The organism is Carboxylicivirga litoralis (assembly GCF_025499605.1).
Lineage (GTDB): Bacteria > Bacteroidota > Bacteroidia > Bacteroidales > Marinilabiliaceae > Carboxylicivirga > Carboxylicivirga litoralis.
In genome coordinates this window covers 29865-44511 of sequence record NZ_JAFMVC010000018.1, presented here as the reverse complement: position 1 = coordinate 44511, position 14647 = coordinate 29865, and the positions used below count along the sequence as shown (strand labels likewise).

Annotated in this window: 11 protein-coding genes; 6 read left to right on the top strand and 5 right to left on the bottom strand. The window is 39.4% G+C overall.

The genetic code is table 11. The features are described 5' to 3' along the window. Positions 1–24 precede the first annotated feature (24 nt). Together guaA and J1N10_RS15350 are read right to left on the bottom strand one after the other, a co-directional pair. A complete protein-coding gene (gene guaA, locus J1N10_RS15355; RefSeq protein ID WP_262327611.1) occupies positions 25–1554 on the bottom strand; it encodes a glutamine-hydrolyzing GMP synthase in 1530 nt (509 codons plus the stop codon). A 167-nt stretch (positions 1555–1721) separates the two neighbouring features. Continuing rightward, positions 1722–2927 (bottom strand): aspartyl protease family protein, encoded by a 1206-nt coding sequence (locus tag J1N10_RS15350; RefSeq protein ID WP_262327610.1) that lies wholly within the window; start codon positions 2925–2927, stop codon positions 1722–1724. A gap of 117 nt (positions 2928–3044) precedes the next feature. Here J1N10_RS15350 and J1N10_RS15345 point away from each other — a divergent pair, with 117 nt between their 5' ends. The 3 genes from J1N10_RS15345 (at position 3045) to J1N10_RS15335 (ending at position 5448) form a co-directional block, all read left to right on the top strand. Continuing rightward, the gene (locus J1N10_RS15345) at positions 3045–3551 is read left to right on the top strand and encodes a UpxY family transcription antiterminator (RefSeq protein ID WP_262327609.1); all 507 of its coding nucleotides are present in this window, start codon (positions 3045–3047) and stop codon (positions 3549–3551) included. Positions 3552–3634: 83 nt separating this feature from the next. Beyond that, complete coding sequence (locus J1N10_RS15340; RefSeq protein WP_262327608.1) at positions 3635–4639, top strand: NAD-dependent epimerase; 1005 nt, start codon at positions 3635–3637, stop codon at positions 4637–4639. A gap of 11 nt (positions 4640–4650) precedes the next feature. Beyond that, positions 4651–5448 (top strand): hypothetical protein, encoded by a 798-nt coding sequence (locus J1N10_RS15335; protein WP_262327607.1) that lies wholly within the window; start codon positions 4651–4653, stop codon positions 5446–5448. A gap of 64 nt (positions 5449–5512) precedes the next feature. On the opposite strand, the gene J1N10_RS15330 is transcribed toward J1N10_RS15335, so the two are convergent. From J1N10_RS15330 to J1N10_RS15320, 3 genes are all read right to left on the bottom strand, one after another. Beyond that, a complete protein-coding gene (locus J1N10_RS15330; RefSeq protein ID WP_262327606.1) occupies positions 5513–5986 on the bottom strand; it encodes a hypothetical protein in 474 nt (157 codons plus the stop codon). Between the two features lie 114 nt (positions 5987–6100). Next, positions 6101–8689: an ATP-dependent chaperone ClpB gene (gene clpB / locus J1N10_RS15325; RefSeq protein ID WP_262327605.1), complete on the bottom strand. Its 2589-nt coding sequence runs from the start codon at positions 8687–8689 to the stop codon at positions 6101–6103. 140 nt (positions 8690–8829) lie between these two features. Next, complete coding sequence (locus J1N10_RS15320) at positions 8830–9768, bottom strand: polysaccharide deacetylase family protein (protein ID WP_262327604.1); 939 nt, start codon at positions 9766–9768, stop codon at positions 8830–8832. A 268-nt stretch (positions 9769–10036) separates the two neighbouring features. Between J1N10_RS15320 and J1N10_RS15315 the strand changes: the two genes are divergently transcribed. From J1N10_RS15315 to J1N10_RS15305, 3 genes are read left to right on the top strand one after another with little or no spacing between them, the layout of a single operon-like run. Further along, positions 10037–11971, top strand: coding sequence for an amylo-alpha-1,6-glucosidase (locus J1N10_RS15315; RefSeq protein ID WP_262327603.1), 1935 nt, complete (start codon positions 10037–10039; stop codon positions 11969–11971). A gap of 6 nt (positions 11972–11977) precedes the next feature. Further along, a complete protein-coding gene (locus J1N10_RS15310) occupies positions 11978–13273 on the top strand; it encodes a glycosyltransferase family 4 protein (RefSeq protein ID WP_262327602.1) in 1296 nt (431 codons plus the stop codon). A 17-nt stretch (positions 13274–13290) separates the two neighbouring features. Further along, entirely contained in the window at positions 13291–14586 is a 1296-nt protein-coding gene (locus J1N10_RS15305) for a glycoside hydrolase family 57 protein (protein WP_262327601.1), read from the top strand. Positions 14587–14647: the final 61 nt, after the last annotated feature.

Below are 14647 nucleotides of genomic sequence, written 5' to 3'. Positions count from 1 at the left end.
ATTTTTATAAAAATTGAATATTGCTTACTCCCACTCGATTGTTGCAGGTGGTTTAGAACTAATATCGTAAACAACTCTATTCACTCCTTTTACCTTATTAATAATATCGTTTGATACTCGTGCTAAGAAATCGTATGGTAAATGCACCCAATCAGCGGTCATACCATCGGTAGACATTACCGCACGCAGCGCTACCACTTTTTCATAGGTACGCTCATCGCCCATTACGCCAACCGACTGAACAGGTAGTAACATGGCTCCCGCCTGCCAAACCTGGTCATATAAGTTATTATCTTTCAAACCTTGAATGAAAATATGATCAACTTCTTGTAGCAGAGCTACTTTTTCAGCAGTGATATCACCTAAAATTCGAATGGCCAAACCTGGTCCCGGGAAAGGGTGACGACCTAACAGATTCTCATCGATACCCATAGCGCGACCTACACGACGCACCTCATCTTTAAACAATAAGTTCAATGGCTCAACTACCTTTAGATTCATTTCTTCAGGCAGACCCCCAACATTGTGATGCGATTTAATGGTTGCTGATGGCCCGTTAACTGATACCGATTCAATCACATCAGGATATATCGTACCTTGCGCTAACCATTTTACATCCTGGATTTTATGCGCCTCGGCATCAAACACCTCAATAAACACACGACCAATAATCTTGCGTTTTGTTTCCGGGTCTGAAACTCCATCTAACTCACCCAAGAATTCTTTTTTGGCATCTACTCCAATCACATTTAAACCCATGTGCTTGTATGAATCCAACACCGCCTCGAACTCATTTTTACGAAGCAAACCATTATCAACGAAGATACAAGTCAGGTTTTTACCAATGGCTTTGTGTAATAAAACACCAGCTACCGTACTATCAACACCCCCAGATAAACCAAGAACTACCTTATCATCACCTAACTTAGCTTTTAAACCGGCAACGGTTGATTCAACAAATGAATCCGGTGTCCAGTCCTGCTTACAACCACAAACACCAACAACAAAGTTCTTTAGTATTTGAGTACCTTCTGTACTGTGATATACTTCAGGGTGAAATTGCATTCCGAATGTTTGCTCGCTTTCTATTTTATAGGCTGCCACCTTCACATCTTTGGTACTGGCAATAATATTATAGCCCTGAGGAAGATTAACGATTGTATCACCATGCGACATCCACACTTGTGAATGATGGCTGACACCAGTTAATAATTCGCTGTTATTATCTACAAACTCAAGGTTAGCACGTCCGTACTCTCTTGTTTTAGAAGGCTGAACTTCACCTCCATAAAACTGTGACAAATACTGAGCACCATAACAAACCCCTAACAAAGGCATTTTTCCTTTAATAGCAGTCAAGTCAGGCTTTGGAGCCTCCTCGTCGCGCACACTGTAAGGACTTCCACTTAGAATAACACCTTTAACTGATTCATCCATATCAGGACAATTGTTAAATGGGTGAATTTCACAATACACATTAATCTCGCGCACTCGCCTTGCAATCAACTGCGTGTACTGAGAACCAAAATCCAGAATAATGATCTTTTCCTGCATTAAAATTTGCCTTTATTCTTAGCTAACAACCTAAAAAAGAACAGATAACATTTTAAACACGTTTTCCAACTCCTAATTAAGTGTAACCAATAGTTATACCTTTAAAAATTTGAGCGCAAATATACGATTTAATATTTGATAATGGAGAGCTTAAGAACAATGAAAGCCTAAAACTTAATTCGTGATAAGTGATACTTTTCGACCTCTTCCCCTTCACTCTTTTGAATAACAAAAACCAAGTGATCCTTATCCTCAGTTATATCTTTAAGCGACAAAAACACTTCACAGGCACTTTTAGCCTTAAAATCAACACCTTCAACATCCACTAAAATATCGCCTTTTTCAATTCCTAAAGAATCAGCTTTACTACCCTGCCACACGCCATTAACAACAAACAGTTCATCTTTCATAATTAAATCTAAGCCAAAACTTCGGGCTTTTATTGATTGAGGCTCTTTTACATGAAAGAAAAATCGCTTTTGCGGATAATCCAATATAAAATCAGCCTGCTCCAATACTTTCATCCCAATTTTTGATTTACCGGCACCAGCTTCTACAATGACATCATTAAAAAACGACTGGCCTATCTGTAAATTAATTTGATTATGTATTTGCGACTCAAATTCTCCGGCTCCCCATGCACCATGTGAATTTGTTCCATCTGAAACATAAAGTGGTGCATTTATTACAGCTCTTTTTTGGAGCCAATCTGCCGTTTTATTCCACAAAGCAAAAGAGTCTCCGCTTCCTGTATCAATCAATACCCATTTAATGTCTCTATCGTTAACTTTCACTTTAACGAATGGAGAGCTTTGCTGCTTGTTCACTTTAAGCTTAGAGCCTTTTACCTTCTCTCCAACAATGGTTTGATACGAATCTGCAATTATCAGCTTTTGCTGTTGCCAATCAACTTTAAAAGCGCCAAACCTTAACAAATTACTTCCAATAATCCCTTTATATCCTAAACATCTAAAGGGGCCTTCAAATACATCAACATATAAAATTGGTATATCCTGATAAACCAACCCACCCACGTTGATTTGACTGGCCACTACCTGCTGAGCCATCTCTTTTTTACCACTGGCATCACCAATTCTTATTTCCTGAGTATTTGAAAAGTTTTGTTGAGTGCTATCCTTAAACAGTATACACATAGCTCCGGTATCCACCAAATAGCGTCCTTCAACACCTTCAATCGAGGCATTAATCACAATTTTATCGTAAGAATATTCAAAAGGAATCTCCGCATAAAACTTATCACCATTAGCATGGCCTCCTTCGGCAAATTGTGCCAATAGCAGGACTGAGTTGACATGTAACAATACAATTATTACAACTCTAATACTGTTTTTATAAAAACGATTTTTATTCATAACTTACAACTAAACAATTACTAAGACCAATGTAATAAATAGACTTTGGTTTATAGACATGGTAACAATATCGACATTCCTTATTCTTTTTACTAATTTCGCATAAAATTATATGCTTTGGATAACAATCAGGACAAACAATGGTATGCCTTGTATACCAAATCACGTGGAGAGAAAAAAGCTTTAGAGCAACTAACCTCAATGGGTATTGAAACCTATTTACCCCTAAAAAAAACCTTAAGACAATGGAGCGATAGAAAAAAATGGGTAGAAATGCCCGTCATTAGTTCATATATTTTTGTAAAGATTCCAAAATCGAGTTATCGCGAGGTGTTTAATGCACATAGCGTAGTGGCATATGTATCATATAAAGGAAAGGCCTGCATTATTCCGGAAAATGATATTATAGCGATGCAACGAACCATTGAAAATCAAATGGATTTTAGTGTAGAAGCCAACCAAATTGAAAAAGGTCAACACATCACTGTAACATCAGGCCCACTTGAAGGCATTAAAGGTGAAGTATTGGAAGTGCAAGGAAAGAAAAAAATTATCTTGCGCATCCAACACATTGGTTATACATTGGTGGTAAACCTGGACGATGCTACTTTTCAGAAGGACTAAATAATAATGCAACATCCAGTTAAGGATTTACATCATACAACAATCGAATATTACCAGCCTTACATTCTAATTTATTCTCAATAATGAATTCACCCCAAAACTGCAAAATATTAGTAACCGGAGCTGCAGGTTTCATCGGTTTTCACTTATGCCAACAACTGCTTGATTCTGGTTGCAATATTATAGGTATTGATTCTATCAACAGCTATTATTCAACCAAACTCAAAGAGGATCGATTAAAAGAACTAAACCAGCACACTCAATTTCGTTTTATCAAACTAGATATTTGCGACAAACCAAAACTTGACCAATTATTTAAAGATGAACAATTTGACTACGTCTTTAATTTAGCAGCACAGGCTGGTGTGCGCTACAGTATTGAGCAACCCTATAAATACATCGATAGTAACCTGATTGGTTTTATAAATATACTTGAGGCTTGTCGGCATTTTCCGGTTAAGCACCTAATTTATGCTTCATCCAGTTCGGTTTATGGCAATTCGGAGAATATTCCGTTTAGCACTGAAGAATCTTGTAATGAGCCGGTTTCACTTTACGCTGCCACAAAAAAATCAAATGAAATGATGGCGCATAGCTATGCTCATTTATATAAAATTCCAGTAACAGGGCTCCGTTTCTTCACCGTTTACGGTCCTTATGGACGGCCTGACATGGCTTACTTCTCTTTTACAAATAAAATTGTAAACAACGAACCTATCCAGGTGTATAACAACGGCGATTTAATGCGAGACTTTACCTACGTTGATGATATTGTTCAGGCCATTGAAAAATTGATTGATTTACCTTTTGACACCCCTGAAGAAAAGGAAAAACCATATCGCATATTCAATATCGGCAATAACCGACCAGTTAAACTTATGGACTTTATTACCACCCTTGAAAAGCATCTTGGCATGGCAGCAATAAAAGACTACCGGCCAATGCAAAATGGTGATGTTTACCAAACATATGCCGATATTTCTGATTTAGAACAGCGCATTGGTTTCAAGCCCAGCACCAGCATTAATGAAGGTTTAAAGAAATTTATTGACTGGTATAAGCACTATTATCATATCACCATCAAATAATCTGCAACAACATGTACGAAGAAGAATTACCGATTGAAGAATATATTTATAGTGAGGCTTTAAAAGAACGTCACGAAGACAGCCAACGCTTCAAAGAGCTAATTGCACTAAACGACGCTTCAGATGAAGATGCTGCTACCGAATTATTATATGTCAGCAAGCGCTTATTCTATAATTTTTATGGACTGGATAAAGTCATGGACGCTCGCAATACAATTCTTCATTTCTTCGATGTTGATACCGATGACGATACAATCCCTTCAACCATGAACTGTGGTCTTGATGAACACAACGAACTAATTGAAGATGTTTTGAATGCATTGGATGATGTTGATGATTTAAAAAAACTGAATCCTAAGAAAATGGCTAACCGTTTTCCCGAACTTCCGTTCCTGACATTGATGAAAATTGTGCTAATGGAAATTCAGGAAGAAACGCCCAATAAGATTCTTAAACAACTGGATGATGCCCTTTCGATTTATCCCGATGACATTTTGTTAAAATTAGAGCAGGAATCGGCGCTTAGTCGCGAAGGTAAAAAAGGCAAATTCATTTCTGATGAATTCGTTCATTCAACAACTGCTTCTGGCCTTTTTAAACGAAAAGTTATTCACTCGTTTGAATTGATGAGTCTGCACGCTGCCCTATTCGAATATTTGGTCAGTAAAAAAGACATCTTGCTATTAGATGCCCTGATGTTTGCTTCTCAAACGCTTTATCCGGAATGGGAAGATGCCTGGAGCGACAAAGAGGTTTACAGTGAAATTCTCAAAGTTGAATTCTGCCAGTTAAATGTGAATATTGGGTAATTCACGATTTTAAACACAATCGTCTAATAAACCGGAATGATGTGGAACTTGATGGAGTTCCACTCTAAAAATTCGCTTCAATATCTAATTGCCTGCCTTCGACAGCGGCTTTTTTATCCATCGAGCTTCCTAGTGCCAAACCAATGGACATACCAATACCGATACCAATCCCTAAAAATGCCATATTGTCAATCATATTGCCATAGGCAATACCAATTGGCACACCAAAAACCGTCATTCCCAGCACCATCCATAGATTTCGGTAATGATTTTTGGTGACAAGCTTCAACTGTTTCTCCAACAGTTTAAGAATAGCGTTTTTCGAGGTTTTAATCTGCTTTTTTAATTCAAACTTATTGTCAATAGCATGATTAATCAGCTCAATATTATCGTTAATAAAACGAACAACTTCACTGGGTAATTCCCTTTTATTAAGCTCACTAACAAGTCGAACCATATAGGTGTAATGCCTAAAATCTTTTTGAGAAACTTCGAGAGGCTTCAGCGCTCTAAGCGGTATAATTTGTGAATATTCCATTGTATGGTTGGTATTAAGAAGCATGCAAGTAACAAAAAATACAGACATATATAAAAAATAAAAGGCTCAAGTTTTACCCCAAGCCTTATTAATAAACGACGTGCCAGTTGGCGCTTAATCGTTCTTAAACACTAATGTATCATTATCAACAGCGACCAAAATACTTGAATTGACTGCTATTTCATCGGCCAGTATTTTTTTAGATAACTGATTCAGCACCAAACGTTGAATCACACGCTTGACAGGACGCGCACCAAACTGCGGTTCATAGCCTTGCTGTGCAATAAAATCGATAGCCGCCTCACTTAGCGTAATAGTCAGGTTGTTCTTCAACAGCCTTTTTTGTAAGGCTTTTATCTGAATCTGCACCACTTCCTTCACTTCGTCAAGGTTAAGCGGGGTAAACATCACAACCTCATCAATCCGGTTCAAAAACTCAGGACGAATCGATTGCTTCAACAAGGTCATCACTTCCTGTTTCGTTTCATCAACCACATACTCCCGCTGTTTCATATCCATGCCTTCCAGCTTGCTTTGAATAATGGCTGAACCCATATTGGACGTCATAATGATGATGGTATTTTTAAAATCAGCCACCCGGCCTTTATTATCCGTCAATCGCCCTTCGTCCAGCACCTGCAACAGTATGTTAAAAGTATCGGGGTGCGCTTTTTCAATTTCATCGAGCAACACAACCGAATAGGGTTTGCGACGAACGGCTTCAGTCAGCTGCCCACCTTCATCATAACCCACATACCCCGGAGGTGCTCCAACCAAACGGCTGACTGCATGGCGCTCCTGGTACTCACTCATATCAATACGTGTTAAGGCATTTTCATCGTTAAACAAGTAATCGGCCAATGTTTTAGCCAACTCTGTTTTTCCAACACCCGTTGTACCCAAAAACAGGAAGGAACCTAATGGACGACGACTATCCTGTAAATTGGCTCGCGAACGTCGGACGGCATCAGAAACAACCTCAATCGCTTCATCTTGCCCAACGACACGCTTGTGCAGCTCATTCTCCAGATTCAGAAGCTTTTCCCGCTCACTGCTTAACATTTTAGCCACCGGAATACCTGTCCACCTGGCGACTACTTCAGCAATATCATCGCTACTCACCTCTTCCTTAATTAAGGCATTTTCCTGGTTTTCATTGAGGTGTTGCTGAGCAATCTCCAGCTTCTCTTCCTCTTCTTTTATTTTGCCATAGCGCAGCTCGGCCACCAGACCAAAGTTTCCATCCCGTTCGGCCCGGTCAGCCTCCTGTTTCAGTTGATCCACCTTTGCTTTTATCGCCTGTACCTCCTCGGCTGCATGACGTTCGCTATCCCACTTGGCAAAAATACTATTGCGCTGCTCCTTCAAATCGGCCAGTTCTTTCTTAATCTGCGTCACTTTTGCCTTATCGTTCTCCCGCTTAATGGCTTCCAGCTCAATTTCGTATTGCATAATACGACGATCCAAAATATCCAGCTCTTCAGGTTTTGAATTCATTTCAAGGCGCAACTTGGCCGCCGCTTCATCCATTAGGTCAATGGCTTTATCGGGCAAAAAGCGATCGCTGATATAGCGATGCGACAACTCAACTGCCGATACAATAGCACTGTCTTTAATGCGCACTTTATGATGCTTTTCATAGCGATCTTTAATACCACGGAGAATAGAGATGGCGCTCTCCTTATCCGGCTCATCTACCATTACCTTTTGGAAACGGCGCTCTAAAGCCTTGTCTTTTTCGAAATATTTCTGAAACTCATCCAGGGTAGTGGCTCCAATTGCACGCAGCTCCCCTCGGGCTAATGCCGGTTTTAGAATATTGGCCGCATCCATGGCTCCCTCGCCTCCACCAGCTCCAACTAATGTATGTATCTCGTCAATGAACAAAACGATGCGGCCATCTTCCGAAATCACTTCCTTAACAACCGCTTTGAGCCGTTCCTCAAACTCGCCTTTGTATTTCGCCCCGGCTATCAGCGCTCCCATGTCCAGCGAATAGATAATTTTATCCTTTAAGTTCTCAGGTACATCTCCTTTTACCAAACGATGGGCTAATCCCTCTGCAATGGCAGTTTTACCTGTTCCAGGCTCACCTACCAACATGGGATTATTCTTTGTCCGGCGTGATAAAATCTGTAAAATACGGCGTATCTCATCATCCCGACCAATAACCGGATCGAGCTTACCATCATTGGCCAGCTTATTGAGATTACGGGCATATTTTTCAAGCGACTGATACGTTTCTTCCTGCGATTGCGACGTCACATTTTTACCCTTTCGGAGCTCCTCTATGGCTTTTTGTAGGTCTTTTTCACCAACACCGCTATCCTTCATTAAACGGGCGGTTTCATCTTTAGCCTTTAAAATTGCCATCATCAGATGCTCCACTGCAACATACTCATCCTTCATCTGCTTGGCCACATTTGCGGCATTATGAAGCATACCAGCAGCCTCACGCGATAACATGACATCTCCGCCCTGCACTTTAGGAAAACTCTGAATAATACTGTCGAGTGTTTGCTGAAACACCCCTGTATTTATACCTAGTTTATTGAGAATAAACGGCAACACATTTTCATCAACGGTAAAAATACCTTTTAAAATATGGGCATTTTCTATTTGCTGATGACTAAACGATTGTGCAATTTGCTGAGCCTGTTGAATGGCTTCCTGCGACTTGATGGTATAATTATTAAAGTTCATAGCATTTTTTATTAACACATTTTGTATTTCAAATGCTATGCCCTCCTTAAATACACGACATATTAACCTTAATTACAGTAAGTTAAATGTCATTTTGTCTCAAAATAGCAATGCTAAATGACAAAAAATCAGGAATCAACCTAATAATCAGTTTCTGAAGTAATACGTTTATACATTTCAAAATAATCGTTCACATCAGGAGCCTGTCGCATCAGTTGACCTCGTTCTTGTTCATCACCCATCCAACGGTAAACCCACGAGATGCCATAACTATTATAATAGTGGCTGTTCTGCTGATACACCTCATCGCTCATGGCATCATCCAAACTAATAAACTTATAGTCGGCTGCTTTTAAAGCATCAATTATCTGAGGTAAATAATCGACATTAATTGAATTATCATGACACAGGTATATGTGTTTAATTGGCCTGCCATATTGAGCAACGGTCACTGAGTCCATCCAATCAAAATGACGCAAAGTAGCCGCGATATAAGCCTGCCCTATTTCCTTTGCCTTATCTAAACTATCAGTGTCTAAATAATATTCGTAGATAGCATTAAACATCCAGTCGGAACTCTCAACCGTAAAAGGTGTCGATATCAGCCTTAAAGAATCTAAAACCAGCTTGATTGCCGTTTGTTGCAATGAATCGTTTCCCAAGTCGTTGTAGGGAAAACGAAAATAGTCAATCGTTTTTCCTGATTCAGCCGCTATCTCAGCACTGACTTTCATCCCCTTAACAATTTCATTGGTAAAGGCTTCAAGACCTATGATTGAATAATTCGGATGCGAATAGGTGTGATTACCAATGGTTATATGATCGTCATCAATCCACCTCTTCAAATAATGACTATTGGTATCTACACTGGTATCATTAAACAACAAGCCTTCGTTGATAAAAATAGCAGCAGGAAGTTGATTGTCCGAAAGGTAATTTAAAAAAGCTATTTCACTTTCTGCACGGTACTTTCGTATGTTCGGAACATCATCGATTGTGATGGCCACCTGTTTTTGTTCGGTCATTTGGCACCCTGTAATAATCAAAACTATAACGGATAAAAAAACGAGCTTCTTCATTATTTTTATATGAATTTAATATGATGAACTTCTATTTACTCTCACTATTTAAAATGCAATCGCCCTATAAAATTACAATTTATAACAAATACCTCAAACTTACTTTCAATCACTAATACATGTTATATTTTATTAAAAAAATGATTTTTGTCACAAACATTGGTGTTTGCGATAAAAAATTATCTAAATTTGATACGGGAATACACCAGGGAGTAAGACAATACAACAAACAGAACATATTTTTTAACCAGGCTATTACCATTTGCGTATGAGTTACTTAAAGTTCGACAAGGCTCAATTGGTAAACACTGAATACTCCTTAAAAAAGGAATTCATCCGTACCAATCGAGCAGGCTCCTTTGCCAGTTCAACCATTATTAACTGCAACACCCGAAAATATCATGGGTTACTAATTTGTCCGATTGATGAATTTAATGGAGATAATCATGTCCTTCTTTCTTCACTGGATGAAACTGTTATCCAACACGGTGCCCCCTTTAACCTGGGCATCCACAAGTATCCTGGAACCTATAGCCCCAAGGGACATAAATACATCCGAGAGTACGAGGTAGACCCTAATCCGGCTATTACCTATCGGGTAGGTGGCGTTTTGCTTAAAAAAGAAATTTTACTGGTTGAAAAAGAACAACGTATTTTGGTAAAATACACATTACTCGAGGCTAACTCGCCAACTACAATTCGTTTTCAGCCATTTGTGGCGTTCCGCAATATTCATGCTTTAACCAAAGCCAATCTCGATGCAAATACTCGAGCAGCGGAAGCAAAAAATGGCATCAGCCTGAAATTATACGAAGGATTTCCTCACTTATTTATGCAAACGTCCAAGGCAGCAGAATTTGTTCATGCACCCGACTGGTATTTCGATATCGAATATAAGGAAGAGAAAAAACGCGGTTACGCATGTCATGAAGACTTGTTTGTACCCGGCTACTTTGAGATGGAAATCAAAAAAGGCTCGCCCATCATTTTTTCTGCCGGCACTAAGGAAGCAACTCCAGGCTTATTGGTCCGACAGTTTAACACTGAACTAAAAAAACGTATTAATCGTGACAGCTTTCAAAGCTGTTTAAATAATTCTGCTCAACAGTCGATTTCCAGAAAAGGTAAATCAGTGAGCGTTATCAATGGCTTCCCTTTTCTAAGTCATAGCGAACGTAACACCTATTTATCCATACCTGGCCTTTGTCTGGCTCGAGATGATGAAAAGACTTTTAATGATATTTTAAGTACCACATTAAAGTCAATTACCAATCGCTTTTCTCCAGAAAAAGCCTTAAATAAAGACCGAACATCGGTTGATGTACCTTTATGGTTTTTCTGGACATTGCAACAGTATATTGCTTATGGTGCTGCAGAAAGCGAAGTATGGTCAAAATATAAAAAGACCATCAAGGAGATTCTTAAAAACTACAAGAGCGAAACGCATCTGGCGTCCGAATTACACGATAACGGCCTTTTATGGACCAAACAAAAAGGTGTTACATGGATGAAAGTGCGCAACAATGGCACCTTCCTTCAGCAACGTATGGGTTATGTTGTTGAAGTCAATGCCCTGTGGTATAACGCCATCGTTTTTGCCATTAAGTTGGCTACAGCCAATAACGATAAGTCTTTTCTGAAAGAGTGGCAGGATTATCCTGAAAAAATAAAAGCCAGCTTTATTGAGGTTTTCTGGAATGATGAAATGAGCTATCTGGCCGATTACGTAACACATGAATACACCAGCTGGAGTATTCGTCCAAACATGTTATTTGCGGCCTCATTACCAAACTCATGCCTTGACTTTGAGCAGAAAAAAACGATATTAGACAAAATAGAAAGTGACCTTTTAACACCAAGAGGTCTAAGAACATTGTCACCCAATAGCCAAGACTATCTGGGTGTTATCAATGGTAACGAATATGAACGAAACAGGGCTTTCCACAATGGCTCGGTATTTCCATGGCTATTTGGCCATTATGCCGATGCTTACCTCGATTTGCACAAGGCATCGGGTGTGGCCCACATTAAACGACTACTTGAAGGATTTGAGGAATGTATGACCGAGCATGGCATTGGTTCTATCTCTCAAATTTACGACGGCAACCCGCCTCATAAACCTAATGAAGCCACCTCATACGCATTGAGCGTGGCAGAAATCATCAGGGTTGGTAAAATGATTAGTAACATATCTGACAAGTAGCAATTTATGAAAGTATTAATGTTCGGATGGGAATTTCCTCCTCATATATCAGGTGGTTTAGGAACTGCCTGCTACGGATTAACCAAAGGTTTATCTAAAATAGATGATTTAGATATTGTGTTTGTGGTGCCCAAAGCATATGGTGACGAAGACCAAAGCAAAATGCAACTGGTGGGGGCCAACAACACACATATTAAACAAGTACAAGAACACATTAAGCAATTTAAATCAAAACATACCTATCTCGAAGTTGAATCGGAACTGATACCCTACAACGATCCGGAGGAATACTATACTTTCCGGGATTCAAAGTTATATGGTAAAAACAAGCTTTTCAAAGTAAATAAAGAAGGTAAGCTCGAGTTTAGTGGCAAATACGGCACCAACCTTATAGAAGAAATTTACAAATATGCCTATGTAGCTTCAACCATCAGCATGGACAACGAACATGATGTGATTCATGCCCACGATTGGTTGTGCTATCCAGCCGGCATTGCCGCTAAAGAGGTGTCGGGCAAGCCCTTGGTGGTGCACGTGCACGCTACCGACTTCGATAGAAGTGGCGGTAGTGTAAACCCCAAAGTATTTGAAATTGAGAAAATGGGAATGGATGCAGCCGATAAAATCATTGCCGTTAGTAACCTGACGCGCAATATTGTGATTGAGAAATACGGCCAGCATCCGGATAAGGTAGAAACCGTGTACAATGCTGTTGAGCCGGTTTCTTTTGAACAGAAAAAAGCCATAAAAAAGGGTGTTAAAGAAAAGGTTGTCACCTTCCTTGGTCGAATAACCATGCAAAAAGGTCCTGAATATTTTGTAGAAGCCGCCAACGAAGTATTGAAACGAACCGACAATGTTCGCTTTGTAATGGCAGGTAGTGGTGATATGCTGGAAAAAATGGTCAATCGCGCAGCTCAACTGGGCATAGCCGATCGGTTTCATTTTACCGGCTTCTTAAAAGGTGATGATGTTTTCCAGATGCTAAAGATGAGTGATGTCTATGTGATGCCATCCGTTTCTGAACCATTTGGTATCTCACCCTTGGAAGCTATGCAGTCGAATGTACCAGTTATCATCTCTAAGCAATCGGGTGTTTCCGAAATATTAACCCATGCCGTCAAAGTCGATTACTGGGATATTGATGCCCTGGCCGATGCCATATATGGCATCATCAATTACAATTCATTATCAGGCATATTTAAAGAGAAAGGCAAAGAAGAAGTCGATAACCTGAAGTGGACAAACGCAGCCCTTCATGTACACGAGGTGTACCAAAATGCCATTAACTCATTCCTTTAATCTTAAAACAAAACCATATGAAGTCCATTTGTTTATATTTCCAGATACACCAGCCATTACGTTTAAGAAGATACCGCTTTTTCGATATTGGTAACGACCATTACTATTACGATGATTTCACTAATGAATCCATCATGCAAAAAATTGTAAAGGAGTGTTACCTGCCAGCCAATGAAATACTATTAAACCTAATTAAAGCAAACAAAAAGCACTTTAAAGTAAGCTTTTCTATTACCGGAGTCGTACTCGACCAGTTTGAGCAGTATGCTCCTGAAGTAATTGAAAGTTTAAAACAGCTGGCCGATACCGGATGTGTTGAATTCATGGCTGAAACCTACTCTCATTCATTGGCAGCGTTAAAAGACAACAATGAATTTAATGCCCAGGTTAAAGCTCACAGCCAGCATATTCATGAATTATTCGGCCAAAAGCCCAAAGTATTCCGCAATACCGAGCTGATTTACTCCGATGAAATTGGAAAAGCAGTGGCATCCATGGGCTACAAAGGTATGCTAACCGAAGGAGCTAAGCACATCCTTGGCTGGAAGAGCCCCAATTACCTGTATTGCAACGCCATCAATCCAAAACTAAAGCTATTGATGCGTAATTATACGTTGAGTGATGACATAGCCTTCCGCTTCTCTGAAGAAGGCTGGAACGAATGGCCATTAACAACCGAAAAACTAGTTGGTTGGTTGGAGCAGATGGATGAAAAGGAAGAGGTAGTCAACATTTTTATGGATTACGAAACCTTTGGCGAGCACCAGAAAAAAGAATCAGGCATCTTTGATTTCTTGAAAAGCCTGCCAGCTGCAGTATTAAAAAACGGTCACTACGAATTTATAACACCATCAGAAGCGATAAAAAAATACCAGCCCATTGCAGTTGCCCATGTGCCCAATACCATTTCTTGGGCCGATGAAGAGCGCGACTTGTCTGCCTGGTTAGGTAACTCCTTGCAAGACGAAGCTTTTACCAAACTGTATGAATTACGTGAAGATGTCAGTGCACTAAATAACGAGCGGATTAATAAAGACTGGAACTACCTTCAAAGCAGCGACCATTTTTACTATATGTGCACCAAGTTCTTCTCTGATGGCGATGTGCATTCATATTTCAATCCTTACAACTCACCCTATGACGCATTTATCAACTATATGAATGTATTAAGTGACTTTAAACTTAGAATTAAGGAATTAATGGATGCCAAGCAAAACGATTCCACTTTTGATGAGCTACAACAAAAAGACAAGCTTATCAAACAATACAAGAAAGAAATAAACAAACTTAAAAAGCAAATACTACAAGAGTAGGCATACTTAACGCAACAAAATAAACAATTTGAAACCACTTATGCGCCAGGCTTAACTCTCC